Below are 18032 nucleotides of genomic sequence, written 5' to 3'. Positions count from 1 at the left end.
CATTATTGCTATAAAATAATTTTTATGACATATTGTGAATATTTGATAATTATAAATATATAAGCTTATTGTATTCTTTAATAAAATAGTTGATTAATTACTCCGCCCTTTTTTCCAAACACCCTTTTTCTAAACAATTAATCTTCGGCATCGCTTCGACATAACGTTCCAGTAACTCAGAAACTTTTTTCTCATCAAATCCACACAACTTTTCTGTTCCTATTATCATCAACGGTCGGCGAATCAAAATCGGATTGGAGATCAAAAGCTCCATTGCCTCGACTTCATCCAGTGTTTCGGGAAAAATCTCACCATTTTTGATAGCAGGTGCAGCAGGATTGAACCAATCAGATATTTTTTTATCCCCCATAAAACTCCGAAGAGTTTGTGCATCTAAGCCGTGTTCGAGAAGATTACGTTCAATAAGGGTACAACCGGATGATCGTAGTATTTGTTTTTGTTTGGCATTAGCTGCACAAAAGGGTTTTTCATAAAAAATGACCAATTTGACCATCAATTTACCCCTATTAGGGCGCGCCCTTTTTTATTAAGATAGAATGTATCAAATCCATCATCACCCAATGTCATACATTCACCTAAATATCCCTCATCATAGAGATTACTGATTATTGTTTGTACTTCACCCACATCCATTTGAGCGTATTCAGCAATGTCAATTGCCTCGTAGATATTGTATTCGATCTCGTCACTGAGTGCGAATATCGCCTGCATGACTCGTAGCGTTGATTCATTCATAATTACCCTTTAACTGATGTATCTGTTTTGTCAGTACGATGGATTGAAGCGGATGGAGCTTTTCCCGTGAAATCCACGTTTTAAACTCTACTAAATAATGCGCTTTTATTTCATCATGCAACTTTTGTACTTGGCTAACCAATTCACTCAATAACTCCTTTGCCTCATCAAAAGAGTAGCTTTTTAGAGGTCTAAGTCGTCGTATTACACCCTCACACAATTTATCATCAATATCACCCTCTGCCAACTCCAAAAACTGTGATGCACGAAGTGGAGTTGCGTAGTTTTCATTCCAAATACGTCCATTTATCATCTGATCACATGCCTGATCCATAAAAACGGGAAAAAGTTTTAATACTTCCAACAGTTCACTAAAATCATTATCAACCAGAGCACGAAAGAGCATACGGCTACGGTTACGAATATGACGGCGAAGATCGGGGTTTTCAATCACCTGCGGATTGAGACGGGTGAAACGCTCCAATGCCCCTAGCCTAGAGTGATTAAACGCCATAATCGCCACCTCGGCGTTACGATCCCCCACTTGATGAGGATGAGAGCCACTGGGTCTATGAAATGCCCAAAGTAATCTGGCTTCATCATCGCTATGATTTAGATAAATCGCATCACCCTGCTCCTCGAAATCCAAATCGTCTTTGAGGGCTTCAATATGTTCTCTATAAGTCAAAGTAGACGACGTCTCCATAACGTTCAAACCTTTTCAAATTTTGTTTTTCGCTCAGTAAAAAGAGGGTTTGCATTGCGGGAGCCTTATCCACCGTAAAATAGCCATCACTGAGTATCACCGCGAGGTTCTTTTCCCCTGCATGGGTGTTTAAATACTCTAAAACGGGTCCAAACTGCGTTCCACCGTTCCCTTTTGCAAAACTAATATTAGGTAATATCCCCTGTGCGTCGTAGCTCTTTTTCTCTTCACTATAAACCCGCTCATCGAAAGGAATCACACTCACCTCAAAATCATGACTCATTCTAACAATAGAGTCGATAATCCCTAGAAACCTCGCAAACACTTCCCCTGTAATACTCATAGAACGATCCAAAAAGATGAAAAAACTCAGACGGTTACGATCAAAGCGGTATCCGGGAAGATAAAGCCCCTGATGGATAAAACGACGATTTGGACGGGAGAAATCGGACTCTTTATCGAAAAAACTCTCCGACATATAGGTATGTAACAGTGTATGCAGATCGATCGAGGGTTTGGTGATTTCATCGAACATCTCTAGCAGCGAGGCGGGGATATTACCCTGCTTCCTCGCCGCTCCCATCGCTTGGATAATCAGTGCATCGAGCTCTTCTTCGGCGACCTGAGTATCCCCCTCATGTTCGATAATGTCCATTTTTTGCTGATTGGGATTTTCATCGGATTGTTGCCCTTCCCCCTCTTCGCTCTCACGGTAGAGGGCATGGTACACCTCCTCTACACTTTTGTCGCGAAATGACTCGATCACCATCGCCTCTTCATCCGCTGATCCTACCCGCTGAAAATCGCTGAGTAAAAGTTCGATCACGATGTCACAACTGCGATTCCATGTCGGCTTTTCTCGTCCCTTCATTCTGAAAGGGTGTTTGAGGAGAATATGGAGCAGTACATGGGCGTAGAGATATTTGAGACGAGCATCATCATACCCAAGCGTTTTGGTATCATCCACACGGATACTCACCCCATCGGTCTCGAAAAGCATGTGTGGATTACTCTGGTATTTATGTGGAATCGAGAGTGCTAGGACGCTTAAAAACGGATGGTCAAAAAGAAATTGAACCCGTATTTTTTCAAGTCGCTCGTTAAAGGATGTAGTCGCCATAGCGCTCAATCCACGTGTCAAACTCTACACACTCCGCGATAGAGGCATCCTTAACAATAGCATCTTTGATCAACATCACCCCAAACTCAGTCGGCAAGATTTGGGCGAATCCGAACAGATGTTTCGAGGCTTCGTCTCCTCCCCGATAAAGTTCCACCATCGCAGAAACCAACGCATAGAGCAATGCCGGTTCGCTTTTATCGATGCTCGGGTATTCGCCCCGATAAATCGCTCCGACATCGGGGAGTTTTTCGTACACTTTCACATACGAGAGAAACTCGATTCCCGCTCCGTATCCGATCAAACCGTAGATGATAGGGGCGATGCGGGAGGTATCGTTGGAGGTTTTGAGAACATTGGAGAGCATATGGTAACTGCGCGGGGTTGCAAATGCGGGGTTGGAGTCATCCTCGCTCACGCTCTCAGAGGTGAGCAAATCGGGACGGAATCCTAAAAATCCAATCACAAACGAGTGCAATCCCTCTCGAATCGCGAAAAGTTTAAAATCTTCGAACCGTGCCTCGACACTCAAATGCACCATCCGATTCGCCAACGGTGTCGGGAGGCGAAAGACAACACCGCGATCGCTGATACGGTTCCCAGCACAGATGATACGCCAACCGTGAGGAAGTTCGTATTCCCCCATTTTACGGTTTAGCACCAGTTGATAGATTGCCGCTTGCACCGAGGGAGGAGCAGAATTAAGCTCATCAAGAAATAAAATGCCAGAGCTGTTTGTATCTTTCGGGAAAAAAACGGGGGGCATCCACACCGTCTGCTCATCACGTATCGCGGGCACACCACGTAAATCGACGGGATCCATTTGAGAGAGACGAACATCGACGAGTTCAAGATTATGTTTTTTCGCCACTTCAGCAACGATGTACGATTTTCCTATCCCCGGTGAGCCGTGGATGAATACAGGGATGTCCGCACCAATGAGGGTGTCGAGGTGGGTATAGAGTTCGGTCGTAGTAATCGATGGGGTCTTCACGCACTCGCCTCTGCAATCAAACAGGTAAAACAATGGAGCTGATCATTGCAGTTGGCACACGCAGGCGCGACCTTGCCGATGGCATCATAGAGGAATTTCTTCCAAAGTTTATCTTTGGGTTTGAGCTCGGCGAGGTGTGGAAAATGACGCGCCATATATTGACCCATTTCGATTCTATTTTTAAAGCCTAGGTCTTGGTATAGGTGGTTCATTTCCAACGATATTTTAGCGATGTGTGGTGCAATAACGTACCGTGCTTCATCATCAATCGCGTATTTTTTTAGGTAGTTTTCGATTTCAAAACGCATAAGATTGTGTTCATTCATAGCTTTCTCCTCAAAATATAAACACTACATGCATATTATGTTCGCAGAAAATTTCCATATAGAATAAATTGTTGTCTAAAAAATAAACATAAATAAAAAAAATAAATATACATATTGTAAAAATTACTCGTCATAATATATTGTTAATAAATTATGATAAATCGGAATGGATTGAGTATGGATAGTATAAAATATATAGAGATTTTTCCTTTTATCGAGAACAGTGTTAGACTCTTCGATGATCAAAACCGTTTTTTAAAAAAAATCATCCTTACCGGTAAAATCTGCGCATTAGAAAAAGCGGCAAATCTTTTTAGCTTTACCGAAAAAACAATCGATACTTTTAGTGACCTCAAAGAGGAACTTATTCCCCTTTTAATAAATGAAAATTTAAAGAAATATACCGAAGAGCTCCGTTCAAAAGGGCAGATTAGTATCGATGTTTTGATTCGTAATCTCTTTGAGCGGACGGCAGATGTCGGTTTTTTAGCTACAGATACGTCAATCATACAGTATCTCAATAATGAAGTCACATCGGAATATTTGCGTAAACGGTTAATTGAATACACTTTGAAATACAGTGTTTATAATGAAATAATCATAACCGATACACAAGGCAACATTAAACTCACGCTCCATGATAGTACGCAGATTACAACGACATCAGATCCTATCATTCAGAGTGCCTTAAAAAGTGATGGATATAGTGAACAGTATGCCCATACCGATTTGTTTCCTTCTCAGAAAAAAACATTACTTTTTGCCCAAAAAATTATTGATAATACGAAGAGTATTGGTGTTTTGGTTTTATGTTTTCGATTTGATGATGAGATGGAACGTATTTTTTCATCCCTTTTAAATCCGGGAGAACATATCTTTTTTACCGATGGGAAAGAGGTCATAACATCATCTTCACATGAAGCATCAAACATGAAAAAAGAGTATTATAAAATTGCTCAAGATGATGAAACCACCTATCGCGACGGAAATCTCTTTATTAGTGCAAAATCAAAAGGGTATGAGGGTTATTTCGGTGCCCCATGGCGCAGTGTTGCTTTTATCAATGTCAAAAAAATTACCCAAAAGCCCCCTCATCAAGATTCAGTGAGTGAAAAATGTACATTAAATGAAAATATTAAATCAATTATACGCAAAGCTGACGATGTGATAGAAGATTTGAGCGATGTTATCATCAATGGTGAATTAATCGCTTCGAAAGAGCGGGTATACGTCCTCACTCCTGTTTTAGACAATCTCCGAAATGTAAGCACCTCGATACTCTCTACCATCAAAGATACGGTTTCAAATCTCGAAAATACGATGATGGAGGGGTTGATATTTGACGTTGAAGCATCCTCCAAACTAGCCATTGAGATTATGGATAGAAACCTTTATGAACGGGCTAATGATTGCCGATGGTGGGCGATGACACCCGCTTTTGAAGAGGAGCTCACCTCTCTCACTCCCGATGTAAATCGCCTCACTGAGGTATTACACTATATCAACTCACTCTATACCGTTTATACCAACCTTTTTATTTTTGATCGTAATGGAACTATTATCGCATCATCCAACGATTCAACCGTTGTAGGTAAAAATGTCTCTGGGGAATACATTTCCAAAACGATTAACAATACGACAACTCAAAACTATTTTGTAAGCCCTTTTGAGAATACTTCGTTTTACGATGATACTGCAACCTATATCTACAGTGCAACTGTACGCCACAATAGCAAATCATTAGGGGGAATCGGTATCGTTTTTGATGCATATCCACAATTTCAAGCGATGTTAAAGGATAGTTTTCCACTGGAAAAAGTCGGTTTTTCGGCTTTTATTGACCGCAAAGGGGTTGTCATCTCTACAACGCATCCTGATAACTCACCGATGGATATAGTGGAGCTGGATGAAGAAATTTTACGATTTAATGCCAAAGAGACAACCCATCGATTTACTACCTATCGAGGGAAAAAATACCTTTTAGGCATTGCACTATCACAAGGGTATAGAGAGTACAAAATTAGCGATAACTACAAAAATGATATTCTTGCACTCACATTTATCGAGTATTAAGTAACTGACCTTACGCACTTTAACAAAAAGAGCGTATAAATACCTCTTAAATTCTCAAAAACGTAGTTTTTGTAGCTTTAGGGGGTTGCAAGGGACATTTGTCCCTGCCACTAAAACGGATAAATTCGTTTTAGTGCATAACATCAGTTAAGTAAGATAATTTTCAGTATTTACCAACACTTTTGAAAACGCATCAAGATAGTTCCAAAACGATTCAATACTCTCAGCCGATACCCCTTCACGCTCCACATCAGCTAACAATGTTGCGTAGCACTCCAACCATGCTCTACGCCCTTTATCATCAATCCGAAACCGTGTATGTCGGGCAAGCATTTTAGGATCACCGCGTGTTTGAGCGTAATAATCAGGTCCCCCGCACACTTGAATCAAAAAATCTGCCGCATGTTTTTTGACCTTATCAAAATCCTCTTCATAATCAACCGGAAACATAAAAGCGATGGGTGTTTGACGGATGAGTTCATAGTGATCGCTCACTAGTTTACGAAATCGCTCTTCCCCCACTTGCTGAAAAAACTGTGGATTTGGTTTGATGATAGTCGAATATTCTTGACCTAACGTTCCATCTGAAATCTGAAGATTCATCTAGTTACCCTTGCTCATTAATGACAAAAGTATACAGAATTCAAATAGATTATTTGCTATAATCGTTCTCATGAATAAAGAACAAATCTTAGATTATCTTAGAAATGTCAAAAGCGCGTATGCACAAGAGGGGTTTGTGATAGAAGCTCTCTTCGGATCATACTCACGTGATGATGCTGATGCAAAAAGTGACATCGATATACTCGTTGAAGCTACACCGCAATTTGCCTCAAAATACGGTTTTCAAGCCTTTGAACGTATCCGTCAAATACAAAATGAGCTGAGCAATGCACTCGGTGCGAAAGTCGATTTAGCAGATCGTACGGGAATGGGGAAAACAGCCAAAAAATTTATCATTGATCGGGCGATCTATGTCTAAAGAGTCAATCAGTAAAATTTATCTCGTTCTCGAAAAAATCGAATACATCGAAGAGATTGTCAAAGAAGCGGGAAGCATAACAAGAGCACTCGAAGATGTCGTTACCAAGCGCCCTGCAATTTTGATGCATCTCACCGCTATTGCTGAACAATTCAATAAACTCAAAATCGAAAAAGCAACTCATATCCTTGAAGCGTTTGATGTTGAAGATATAAAAGGGATTTATGATGTTCGTACGTACATCGCTCATGATTATGAAGGGGTAAATCTCGCCATTATCGAATGGATTATCCGTAATGGTTTACCGAAATTTAAAACATTATGTCAAAGTGTTATTGCTCGACATACTACAGTCTAATTCACCCGCAGTTTCGTCCGTCCCGTAAACAACTTCAAAAAATCATAAATATCACTCAGGAAAAAAGCGCGGGTGTCTTGATGTTCGAACCGTTGCAACCATGCACGTTCTTGATTGAGTATCCCTCTACAGGGGATAACGAATTCCGCCTGAGGTAAGAGAGGTTTGAGGATACCGCAATCGTTTATCGCATGCACTACCGCATCAAACAGCTCATCGAGTCGATCATCTTCATCGTAATGATAGAGTTTCCCATCCATTTTGTAAAAACGGTAGATTCCCAATATCTCGTGTGCTTTATCTATCTCACTCATATCTTTCCCCCTATTGCCACTGCATAGAGCAGTGATTTATCACTCCAACGTTTCGCATATTCATCATAAAACGCACCAATTCCACTACATCCTATAGTCATCTTTTCTGCTAAGGTGTAATATTCTTGTGCGATTATTCCCGCTTCAATATGGGTCGATGCATCGAAGCGGTCAGAAAAAATTAATGATACCATACTCGCATTGGCTAAAAAATGTTGATCTAAAAGTAAATGGACTATTTCAGCTATAAAGTTCCCCTCTTCGATGCATTTCCCCTCTTTATAAACACCCAATTGCATAGAGTGTGCTCGAAAGACGATATGAATAATCTCTAATGATGGTGGAGGCAATATGGCGAATAGCTCTTTTAACCAGTTATCATCATAAATCAAAGGGTTAAAATAACGTGCACTCCGTCGTGTGTGATTGATTGATTCAGACCAGTTGCTCCCATAATCGGGAAAAAAGTTTTGATAACATTCATCTTTTGTGAGGGCTTCGGTTAATACACTGTCTCGTTTAACGTAATCACAGGGGGATACAATCATTAACGGCTCATTTAACGCTTTAACGCTCCGATCGCTCATCTCCCCAAGTGCGTAGATTCCTCCGATAATTTCATCTTCTCCTAATCCAAGAATGCGGCATAATGATTGTTTGTCAATGTCAGACAATTTTGTAGGTTTAATCCTCTCATTATGGTAGACTCCATGCAATACCCCTAATTGATGACCTAAATCGAGATAAAGATAGCGCCACCCACGTAATCCATATTTCCAAAACGATCGGAACGGAACAAGTGAAAAAAAAAGTAAACAACCGCTAAATCGTTGCTCCATACCTAAGTATGGTTCACATCCACCCGAAGCAATCTCTTCAATCAATACCAACTCTTCGTGCAATACATCCCAATGGTAAACCCCGTTAAGCACCCCCTGAACATTGCGAATTTGGAGATAAATCTCTATCGGGTGTAAATTTCCGGCCGATGGGGTGTTGAGACGATAATAACTTTTTTTTGAAATGGATTGTATATCGGTGATAGAGCGCAGTGATTTGAGCCAGTACAACGCTGGAATAGTAGCGATAGGGAGACGATAGCAAAAATGTGGGTAGTGTTTAAAGGATGAGGGTTGCGAATCCCAATCGAGAAATCTGGTAGGATTGGCAACACCTTGCGGTGTTAGAAGGGTTTGTTCACGCACTGCGAAGTGCTTTGAAAACATCGCGGTTTGTTGCAAGTTCGAGCGCACTAAAACCATCTTCATTTTGAAGTTTCGTATTGGCTCCCAATGACAACAACATCTGAACACACTCTAATCGTGATGCTGAAGCAGCATACATAAGTGCCGTCGTCCCCTCCTCATTAGTATCATCAATATCAGCACCCGCTTCAATCAACAGTCGCACTACTTCGGGCGATGCAGAATAACAGGCATTAAAAAGGACACCGTTATAATCATTATTGATAGCATAGAGATTACTCCCCGCTTCGATGAGACGAGACACCATCATAACATTTCCCTCTAAAGCCGCTTGAAGCAGTGGCGTATTACCGTTAAAGCCACGATCTTCGAGTGTATCGGGATGATAACCATGATTAGTTAACCATGTAATGTATTGTTCTACCATGCTCAATTCCTTATGTATCTGTAACTTGCATAAAAAATGCAAATAATGTTCTATAAACGTAAAAAAATAAATTTTTGTATAGTTTCTCAAACTGAATTAGACGTTTTTATTGCTATAATTAACATTATAAAGAGCAAATCATATGGGGAAATGTTAAATGTCGAAAGAAAGTACAACGAAAAAGCCCCTCATTATTGTTGGTTTAGGCTCAAGTGCAGGAGGATTAGAAGCGCTACGGCTCTTTCTCTCCAATGTCCCTGCAGAAAAAGGGGAGATTGCTTACGTCGTTGTACAGCATCTCAGCCCTAATCATAAAAGTATGATGCTCGAACTCCTCTCTCGTGAAACACCTTTTGAAGTAATGGAGGTCAAAAGCGGACTCCTCCCAAAAGCGAATACTATCTATATTACCCCACCTGATCGTGATGTATTTATCTCCAACGGTCTTTTCCATTTGGAAAGACCGCCTGAAAATCGTATTGGACCCAAGCCCTCTATCGATAAATTTTTCATCTCCCTTGCTCAAGAACAAGGGGAACATGCCGTTGGTGTAATATTATCAGGAACGGGCTCGGATGGTTCGCAAGGAATCCGTGCTATCCGTGCTGAGGGGGGTATTACCATCGCCCAAAAACCCGAAGAGGCAAAGTTTGATGGGATGCCGATGTCGGCGATTCAAACCAAAGGGGTCGATTACATCCTCTCTGCTGAAGATATGGCAAAAGAGATTATTCATCTCCTACGTTATCCCAAATCGCTACGGGTTGAAAAAGAGGAAGAAAATGAGCTCTTTACCATTTTTGATGTTTTACAAGAACGTATCGGAGTAGATTTTAGCCAATACAAAAAAAGCACCATTACTCGCCGGATAGAGCGCCGTATGGCAGCAATCAAATCCTCCACACTCGAAGATTACACCCGCTATCTCCAAGAGAATCCCGAAGAGATTGAGCTGTTGTATCGAGATATGCTCATCGGTGTTACTGCATTTTTTAGAGATCACGAAGCATTTGAAGCACTAAGTACTCACATACAAGAGTACATTCGTACTCAACCGATTACCGATACTTTTCGTGTCTGGATAACCGCGTGTGCCACAGGTGAAGAGGCGTACACTATCGCTATTTTACTCGATGAGATTATCGGTTCACACAGTGCGGTGCATATCAAAATATTTGCCACCGATATCGATGAAGAGGCGATTAAAAAAGCGCGTGAGGGGATATACCCTGAAGTCTTGGTCGGTAATCTTTCCGAAGCACGGTTAAAACGTTACTTTAACCAAAAAGGGAATGAATTTGAGGTCAAACCGTTCCTCAAAGAACGGGTCATTTTTTCACGTCACAATATCATGGTTGATCCTCCGTTTGTCAATCTCGATCTTATCTCCTGCCGTAATCTGTTGATCTATTTTGAAAATGATCTCCAAAAAAGAATATTTACCACCTTTGCCTACGCACTCAAATCCCATGCAACGATGTTTTTGGGCAAATCCGAAACGGTAAGTGCTTCAAGCGATTATTTTGCGACGATTGACCCAAAAAGCAAAATTTTTCAAGCACGAACCACCGCGGAATCGCGTAAAATGCTCTATCCTCAGATGATTAATCGTCCGAAATATCTCAAACCGACCCAAATTACCCCCAAACGTCAACTCGGAACGATTGAAGATTCAATACGCCAAACGCTGTTTGATTTTTATGAAGATAAATGTGTGGTTATTGACAACGATTTTAACATCCATTACATCAAAGGAAATCTAAACGATTTACTAACGCTTCCGAGTGGAATGGTTCAAAACAATATCCTCAAAATGCTACCTGATGGGATTAGCTTGGAGATACGCTCGCTGGTTTATAAAGCTAATAAAGAAGAGACAAATCTTATTTTCCCTGTCATTGCCGAACGTACCGAGGGGGATCACGTAATCCGTCTTAAGCTCTCTCCACTGGAGGGGTATCGCGGTAATTATCTGATGTTTTTACTCTCATTTGAGTTATTAGAAGCACGAAAAAACGAAGCTGTTTTCGATGCGGTAGAGACAACAAATACCCGTATTATTTATCTCGAACAAGAGCTAATCGCGACACGTGAACATTTACAAACCGTTGTCGAAGAGCTTGAAACCTCCAACGAAGAGCTCCAAGCCTCGAACGAAGAGCTCCAAGCCTCCAATGAAGAGTTGCAAGCCTCCAACGAAGAGCTAGAAACTACCAATGAAGAGTTACAATCGACCAATGAAGAGCTCCAAACCGCCTATTCCGAAATACGGGCATTGTATGAAAAACAAAACATCCAAAAAAACCACTTAGCCGACAAAGCGGACGAGCTTAATGCACTGCGCGATGAACTAGAAGTGCAGTATCAGTTTATCAAACAAATCCTCGATACCGAGAGCAATATTGTTATCGTAACGGATGGCAAAGTGTTAAACTCTGCCAATCAATCATTTTTTACTCTTTTCCCTGAATATGCGACGTTGGAAGATTTTAAAAAAGAGCACTCTTGCATTTGTGACTTTTTTGAGAAAATCGATGAAGACGGTTATATTTACGAGAAAAAGAATGGCGCAAACTGGTTGCAACTCATCTTACACACAGCCCGAACTGACCTAAAAGTTAAAATCAAACGCAACGATCAAATGCGAACCTTTCATATCATGGCAAATGCCTTGGACAGTGATGAAACATTATACGTTGTAACACTAACCGATATTTCAGCTATCGATGATGCCAAAGAGAAGCTCCGACAGGCCCTCACCGATGAGATACAATTCAAAGTGAGCAGTTCACGGGTCATCCATCAGTTCTCCACGGTATTAGGGATTGATATTTTTGTACGACAACTTATGGATCAAATGAAACGACCACTCAATTCGATTAATCATTTGTACCATCAAATCGTCGAAAATCTCCCTGACAGTAACGATCACCACCACTATATTCAGCAGTTTCAACTCGAAAAAGAGAATGTTCTCAATGACATTCATTTTCTAAAAGAGTTTTTTATTCCACAAAAAGAAGAATATATCAATACGTTTGGGACAACCGAAAAAATTGCTCTTCTTTTGACACAATCCAAAACATTCCCGATAGAAATCGAAGTGATTGGGGATCAAGATGCCATCTATCTCGATAAAACAGGGCAATTTCACCAATTGAGCTTACTCTGGATGATGTTTTTTGTTCGGGTAGCTCAAAGTGCTCAACTCAAAAATATGAAACTGAAAGTGGAGATCAAAAAGGTAGAGAGCTCAATTGTTCTAAACATCACCCATCCAACTAGTGAAACCATATGCCAAGAGATTATGAAGTGCGAATCCGCAGTCGTTGACCCATCTGGGCAAACCTATTTACTAGATGATACCTTCCACGTCTTTAAAGGATTCCTCGAAGAGATATATCACGGTAATTTCAACATTAATGCCGATGATTGTAAGATAACGATACATTAATGAAAAAGCCTATCCTATTAGAAGAAGCATCCACGTGGTTTGAGCAATGGATGATGCCATTGCCCGTTCCCGTCATTATCACCGATCAAGATTTAAAAGTCTTACGGATTAATGAAAAAGCCAAATCGGTTTGTCAAGTCAATGATTTTCAACCCAACTATCTCGAAAACCATTTTAAGCCCGTTTTTCTCCCGATGCTTCTTGCCTTCAAAGAGCAATTATCGCAACAATTTTACGCCCAAATCGATCTAAAATTAGATGATGTGGGAGAGAGCAGACTTATAGGGCACCGCTTTGATGGTGATAAACCTTTTTTTATGATTATGATCTTCCCCGACTTTTACAAAGAGCGTTACAACGTACTCAACTCAAAACTTCATTTACTGCTTGAACATTTTAATGCCGGTATTTTAATGACCGATCGTGATTATAGAATCATCGAAGTCAATTCAGCTTTTAAAAAAATGACAGGATTTGATGTTGAAGATGTGATCGGTCGAATGCCTTCCATCCTCAAATCAGGAAAACAAGGTCTCGATTTTTACAAAAAAATGCATGCGGATTTAAACGAAAAAGGGCTTTTTCAAGATGAACTGATCGATAGGACTAAAAGTGGTGAGCTTATCCATGTCCGCTCCACTATCTTTCCGATTAAAAATGATTATAAAGATGTGACCAACTACATCGGAATACTCGAAGATATCACCGAACTCAAATTTTTAAGAACCAAGCTGTTGGCGACCTCTTTTAAAGATCCGCTAACAGGGGTATACAATCGAGAATCATTTCTAAACGTCTTAGAGATCAAAATTGATGTCTCAAGCGAAGAAAACCAAATTGCCCTCCTCTTTATCGATCTTAACAAATTCAAGCAGGTAAACGATACCTATGGTCACCAATACGGTGATTTGGTTTTATCCAAAGCGGCGAATCGAATCAAAAAAATCTTACGCTCCAACGATATGATCGGTCGCTACGGCGGAGATGAGTTTCTTATTTTATTGGAGCGAATCAATGAAGAGTCAGCAAAAGCAATAGCACAAAAAATCGATGAAGCCCTCAGCCGCCCCTATGAAGTGGATGAACAAATCATCGATTTTACCTCAGCGAGTATCGGAATAGCTATAGCCCCACAAGATGCCAAAAAAATGTCTGAACTGATAGAACGGGCAGATGCCGCCATGTACGAAGCCAAAAAATCGTCTCATTCCAACCGCGTCTTTATGGCAAAAGATTTTATTGTCGACAAAACCAAAGATAAATCGATTCGGACAGAACTCTTGAACGCCGTGGGGGGTGAAGAATTTTTTATACGGATACAGCCAATTATTGACATGGAAACCACGAAAGTCGTCGGAGGAGAAGTGTTGGCACGATGGCTTAACTTGACATTTAATAATGTTAGTCCGGATGTTTTTTTTACATTGGCTGAGAAACTGGGTGTTGAGAAAAAAATCGATTCCCATATCCTAAGTTTAACGGTCGATTTTTTGCAAAATAACCCCTTAGAGGAAGAAATATTTATAAATGTCAATTTTTCAGCTACTCAATTTGGAGATATCCATTTAATCGATAATATGCGCGCGCTGCTAGAAGCCACACCTGCCCTCAAAAATCATTTAGTGGTTGAGATTACCGAACACGTCATGATGAAAAACATGGAACTCACTTCAGAATACTTGTACGCACTTAGGGAGATGGGAATTCGAATAGCAATTGATGATTTTGGGACTGGTTTTTCCTCTTTGGCGTATCTCAAACATTTTGAAATCGATTTTTTGAAAATTGACATCAGTTTTATTCAACAAATCGAAGATAACCACAAAGACAGAGAGATCGTCCAAACCATTGTGACCTTAGCCAATGCCATCGGTGCAAAAACGATTGTAGAGGGGATTGAGCGGTTGTCACAGTATGAGATATTGAAAACCATGGGGGCAACCTATGCCCAAGGGTTTTATTTCGATAAACCCCTCTACCCCAATCAATTTTACAAAAAATTGGGGTAAGAAATTACACGCCCATCCAGTTTTCGTGGTCGTGCCCTTTTTTCTTGAAGTTTGCCGCTTTATCGACAGCTTCAATACACTTATCATAATCCACTTCATCAGTAATCTCAGGGACAACTTCCACATAGCTGATCATCCCCTCTTGATCAATGACGAATACCGCTCGCGCAAGTCGATCTTTTAATTTCCCCTCGCTAATCAACAATCCAAACTTTTTAGCAAAATCGCGGTTGGTATCGATAACGATTTCGGCACTGTCAATCCCTTCACGGGCAACAAAATCGTTAACAAATTCGGCATCATCGGTCGTTATCATCACAGTTTTGAGTTTTTTAAACTGTTTGATGAGGTCGTTAAACTTTTTAGCTCCCAATGAACACACTTCGGTTTTGAGCGATGGAATAGCGATTAGCAACTGTGCCGTAGGGGCAATCATCCCTATAACGTTTTGTGTTCCATCTAGATTAGTGACACGTGCCGCAGGTGCTTCACGCCATATTGTCATCTCTTTTCCCTCTAAAGGGGTTGGTGTTCCATGCACTGTAATTTGCATTTTTTCTCCTAATTGAGTCATTTTGTCTATAAAGTGCAAATATAGTTCTACAAATTGCCTATTTTTTATCCAAGTGAACGTTGATTCATTGTAGTGTTTTGTACTACAATAGTGTTTAACTTATACAAAAGATAACATTATGATGACCTATGAAGCCAATATACCCAATCGTGAAGAGTGCCAAACCTGTCCATTGACCTTTGCCTACAAAGAGATTAATCTCCTTTATGAGATTGCTCTACTGCTTACCAGTTCAACCGATGTGAACGAAGGGGTCGAGAAATCGATGCGCAAGCTCAAACAACACGGTTATTTGGAACGGTGTGCACTGTTTAAAAAGAAAGAAGAGGCAAAAGAGTTGGAACTTCTCCTCTCTATCGATTTGGAACCCCATCAAAAGAAAATGGCAACCTATCTTTTCGGTGAAGGTGCAACGGGTCTCGCAGCAGCCAGCGGTGAGCCTATCGTCATCGAAAATATCCATAACAACATCAACTACCTCAATAAAATGGGGAATATCTCAACCCGTATGGTCTCTTATGTCGCCGTTCCACTCCTTAATGAAGAAGAGGTTTTTGGTGTTATCTCTGCTAATATAGGGAAAAGTAGCCCACTCAATTTTGATGAGATAGTACGTATGCTCACCATTATCGGTACCCTCTTTATGGGATCACTCAAAGTTCAACAAACCATAGTCAAAGAGAAAGAATCGATTAGTGAACTCAAAACATACTACAAAGAGGAGATGCAAAAAGATTACAAATTTGAAAACATTGTCGGTCGTAGTACAAAAATGCAACAAGTTTTCAGCCTCATCAATACAGTAGCTCCCGCTGATGCAACTATCCTTATCCGTGGTGAAACCGGAACCGGTAAAGAGCTTATTGCGACTGCTATCCATAATCTCAGCCGTCGACAAAACGGTCCTTACATCAAACTCAACTGTGCCGCAATCAGTGAAACTCTTCTCGAATCCGAACTTTTTGGTCATGAAAAAGGGGCGTTTACCGATGCACGTGAAATGCGTAAGGGGCGATTTGAGCTTGCCGATGGAGGGACACTCTTTCTCGATGAAATCGGTGATATAACACCGTCGCTTCAAGTAAAACTCTTGCGTATTTTGCAAGAGCAAGAGTTTGAACGGGTTGGAGGAACCAAAACAATCAAAACCAACGTCCGTCTTGTCGCAGCAACGAACCGAAATTTAGAGGATATGGTGCGCAAGGGAGAATTTCGTGAAGATCTTTTTTACCGACTAAACGTAATCCCAATCAATCTACCGCCATTACGGGAACGATACGAAGATGTAAAACTTCTCACCGAGCACTATCTCCACCGTTTTATGAAAGAGCACCGTAAAAATATGCATATTACGAAACCGGCGATGGAACTATTGCTCGATTATCCATGGCCGGGAAATATCCGTGAGCTTCAAAATACAATGGAGCGAATTGTATTAATATGCCCTGATGGAGAGGTTGAGCCGGAGATGTTAGCGCATGTATTACCGTTTAATTTTCAAAAACTCTATATGAATACAGAGAGCACACCCGCACCTCAAACACAATCGATTTCTCAGACACCGGTGGTTCATCATGAGCCATCAGGACCGATCACTAAAAAAACACTCCATGAGCTTGAAAAAGAGTCTATAATACAAGCTCTCATTGATTCTCACGGTATCCAAACTAAAGCAGCTCGATTGCTCGGTATGACGGCACGTCAAATCGGTTATAAAATCAAACAATACGGGATAGAGGTCTAAGTAAGTTCCATACGGACAACATTTTTACCATCCTCTTTTGCTCGATACAGTGCCTTATCGGCACGGATAAATACATCTTCTAATGTATCATGTGGTGCAATCGATGTTAAACCAAAACTGCACGTAACATGAACAATCGTTTCAAAACTATTTTTATCAATCTTTTTTCGTATTTGTTCCGCAATCTTCATAACGGTCATCGGTTCAGAATAACGTAATAATATTGCAAATTCTTCCCCACCCCAACGGATAAAAATATCTGATTTTCGGATTGATTTTCCTACTAATGAGGCTAACTCTTTGAGTACCGAATCACCAACATTATGACCGAATGTGTCATTAATGCTTTTAAAATTATCAATATCAAATAGGAGCAAAAATAAGGTAACATCATATCGATCACCAAGTGATTGATGGGCTTGAAATATCTCTTCAAACAGTCGCCGATTTCCAATTCCCGTCAAAGCATCGGTTGTTGCCATTTTAAGCAAGCCACGTTCACCCTCTCCAACTAATCCCATTAAAGAGTGTACCATGTTGTATTCATGTTTGACCAATGGATTTAGTTGAGCATAGCAGATTGAATGAAGATCACGTTTATCGATAATTCCAATAATCTTATTATCTTCATGAACCACAATTTTATTGAATCCATTATCTTCAATTTCGTCAAGTATATCGATAATAGTTGTTGATGTATCAAACAGTTGGAGGGGAGAACTCATAAACTCTCGGATAGGAAGACCAGTATTGTCCAAACTATAAAGTGCTCGAAGCATATCTTTTTGAGTCAAGATTCCAACTGCTAAAGATTTTTGTGTAACAATCACTGCATCAGGGGTATGTGTTGAAAAAAACTCTAACACTTTTTGTAAAATCATATCTCCGTCAAAAATTCCACAACTATAACTTTTGTCGAAAATAGCACCAATCGGTGTTGAGTGCGTAATAGGTGCTATCTCAGATATCATTTAACCTCATGTGCAATAA

The 18032-nt window shown here is 40.4% G+C and carries 18 protein-coding genes; 6 read left to right on the top strand and 12 right to left on the bottom strand.

Annotation, left to right across the window (positions count from 1 at the left end):
- Positions 1–97: 97 nt before the first annotated feature.
- Genes PHC76_RS08095 through PHC76_RS08070 form a run of 6 tightly spaced genes read right to left on the bottom strand, consistent with a single transcriptional unit; the run spans position 98 to position 3902 of the window.
- A complete protein-coding gene (locus PHC76_RS08095) occupies positions 98–514 on the bottom strand; it encodes an ArsC/Spx/MgsR family protein (protein WP_299974454.1) in 417 nt (138 codons plus the stop codon).
- Positions 514–756 carry a hypothetical protein gene (locus PHC76_RS08090; RefSeq protein WP_299974451.1) on the bottom strand — a complete coding sequence of 81 codons (243 nt, stop codon included), beginning with the start codon at positions 754–756 and terminating at the stop codon, positions 514–516. Before PHC76_RS08090 ends, PHC76_RS08095 begins: the two co-directional genes overlap by 1 nt.
- Complete coding sequence (locus tag PHC76_RS08085; RefSeq protein WP_299974448.1) at positions 749–1462, bottom strand: hypothetical protein; 714 nt, start codon at positions 1460–1462, stop codon at positions 749–751. Before PHC76_RS08085 ends, PHC76_RS08090 begins: the two co-directional genes overlap by 8 nt.
- The gene (locus PHC76_RS08080; RefSeq protein ID WP_299974444.1) at positions 1434–2582 is read right to left on the bottom strand and encodes a VWA-like domain-containing protein; all 1149 of its coding nucleotides are present in this window, start codon (positions 2580–2582) and stop codon (positions 1434–1436) included. The genes PHC76_RS08085 and PHC76_RS08080 overlap by 29 nt, the downstream gene beginning before the upstream one ends.
- Positions 2563–3576, bottom strand: a complete 1014-nt coding sequence (locus PHC76_RS08075) for a MoxR family ATPase (RefSeq protein ID WP_299974441.1) — start codon at positions 3574–3576, stop codon at positions 2563–2565. The genes PHC76_RS08080 and PHC76_RS08075 overlap by 20 nt, the downstream gene beginning before the upstream one ends.
- A complete protein-coding gene (locus PHC76_RS08070) occupies positions 3573–3902 on the bottom strand; it encodes a nitrogen fixation protein NifQ (protein WP_299974438.1) in 330 nt (109 codons plus the stop codon). The genes PHC76_RS08075 and PHC76_RS08070 overlap by 4 nt, the downstream gene beginning before the upstream one ends.
- A 177-nt stretch (positions 3903–4079) precedes the next feature.
- Here PHC76_RS08070 and PHC76_RS08065 point away from each other — a divergent pair, with 177 nt between their 5' ends.
- Positions 4080–5975: a cache domain-containing protein gene (locus PHC76_RS08065; RefSeq protein ID WP_299974435.1), complete on the top strand. Its 1896-nt coding sequence runs from the start codon at positions 4080–4082 to the stop codon at positions 5973–5975.
- A 147-nt stretch (positions 5976–6122) separates the two neighbouring features.
- Here the strand turns inward: PHC76_RS08065 and PHC76_RS08060 are convergent, their stop codons facing one another.
- Positions 6123–6578, bottom strand: coding sequence for a globin (locus tag PHC76_RS08060; protein ID WP_299974432.1), 456 nt, complete (start codon positions 6576–6578; stop codon positions 6123–6125).
- A gap of 70 nt (positions 6579–6648) precedes the next feature.
- Between PHC76_RS08060 and PHC76_RS08055 the strand changes: the two genes are divergently transcribed.
- Complete coding sequence (locus PHC76_RS08055) at positions 6649–6957, top strand: nucleotidyltransferase domain-containing protein (RefSeq protein ID WP_299974430.1); 309 nt, start codon at positions 6649–6651, stop codon at positions 6955–6957.
- Positions 6950–7315: a HepT-like ribonuclease domain-containing protein gene (locus PHC76_RS08050; RefSeq protein WP_299974427.1), complete on the top strand. Its 366-nt coding sequence runs from the start codon at positions 6950–6952 to the stop codon at positions 7313–7315. Before PHC76_RS08055 ends, PHC76_RS08050 begins: the two co-directional genes overlap by 8 nt.
- Here the strand turns inward: PHC76_RS08050 and PHC76_RS08045 are convergent.
- Genes PHC76_RS08045 through PHC76_RS08035 form a run of 3 tightly spaced genes read right to left on the bottom strand, consistent with a single transcriptional unit; the run spans position 7312 to position 9261 of the window.
- On the bottom strand, positions 7312–7629 hold the full coding sequence (locus PHC76_RS08045) for a hypothetical protein (RefSeq protein ID WP_299974424.1): 318 nt from the start codon (positions 7627–7629) through the stop codon (positions 7312–7314). The genes PHC76_RS08050 and PHC76_RS08045 overlap by 4 nt on opposite strands.
- Positions 7626–8834: a hypothetical protein gene (locus tag PHC76_RS08040; protein WP_299974421.1), complete on the bottom strand. Its 1209-nt coding sequence runs from the start codon at positions 8832–8834 to the stop codon at positions 7626–7628. Before PHC76_RS08040 ends, PHC76_RS08045 begins: the two co-directional genes overlap by 4 nt.
- Positions 8827–9261 (bottom strand): ankyrin repeat domain-containing protein, encoded by a 435-nt coding sequence (locus PHC76_RS08035; RefSeq protein ID WP_299974418.1) that lies wholly within the window; start codon positions 9259–9261, stop codon positions 8827–8829. Before PHC76_RS08035 ends, PHC76_RS08040 begins: the two co-directional genes overlap by 8 nt.
- Before the next feature lie 157 nt (positions 9262–9418).
- Here PHC76_RS08035 and PHC76_RS08030 point away from each other — a divergent pair, with 157 nt between their 5' ends.
- Both PHC76_RS08030 and PHC76_RS08025 read left to right on the top strand, forming a co-directional pair.
- The gene (locus tag PHC76_RS08030; RefSeq protein ID WP_300209930.1) at positions 9419–12715 is read left to right on the top strand and encodes a chemotaxis protein CheB; all 3297 of its coding nucleotides are present in this window, start codon (positions 9419–9421) and stop codon (positions 12713–12715) included.
- Positions 12715–14724: a bifunctional diguanylate cyclase/phosphodiesterase gene (locus tag PHC76_RS08025; RefSeq protein WP_299973581.1), complete on the top strand. Its 2010-nt coding sequence runs from the start codon at positions 12715–12717 to the stop codon at positions 14722–14724. The genes PHC76_RS08030 and PHC76_RS08025 overlap by 1 nt, the downstream gene beginning before the upstream one ends.
- A gap of 4 nt (positions 14725–14728) precedes the next feature.
- On the opposite strand, the gene PHC76_RS08020 is transcribed toward PHC76_RS08025, so the two are convergent.
- Positions 14729–15277: a redoxin family protein gene (locus PHC76_RS08020; protein WP_299973584.1), complete on the bottom strand. Its 549-nt coding sequence runs from the start codon at positions 15275–15277 to the stop codon at positions 14729–14731.
- Positions 15278–15416: 139 nt separating this feature from the next.
- On the opposite strand from PHC76_RS08020, the gene PHC76_RS08015 reads away from it, so the two are divergent.
- On the top strand, positions 15417–17042 hold the full coding sequence (locus PHC76_RS08015) for a sigma 54-interacting transcriptional regulator (protein ID WP_299973587.1): 1626 nt from the start codon (positions 15417–15419) through the stop codon (positions 17040–17042).
- Here the strand turns inward: PHC76_RS08015 and PHC76_RS08010 are convergent.
- Positions 17039–18013 carry a GGDEF domain-containing protein gene (locus tag PHC76_RS08010; RefSeq protein ID WP_299973589.1) on the bottom strand — a complete coding sequence of 325 codons (975 nt, stop codon included), beginning with the start codon at positions 18011–18013 and terminating at the stop codon, positions 17039–17041. The two genes, PHC76_RS08015 and PHC76_RS08010, sit on opposite strands and share 4 nt — an antisense overlap.
- Between the last annotated feature and the right edge of the window lie 19 nt (positions 18014–18032).

The sequence above is a fragment of the Sulfuricurvum sp. genome, assembly GCF_028710345.1.
In the GTDB taxonomy this organism is placed as follows: Bacteria; Campylobacterota; Campylobacteria; order Campylobacterales; family Sulfurimonadaceae; genus Sulfuricurvum.
Note: the sequence above shows the minus strand (reverse complement) of the source record. Positions and strands in the feature narration are given on the sequence as shown.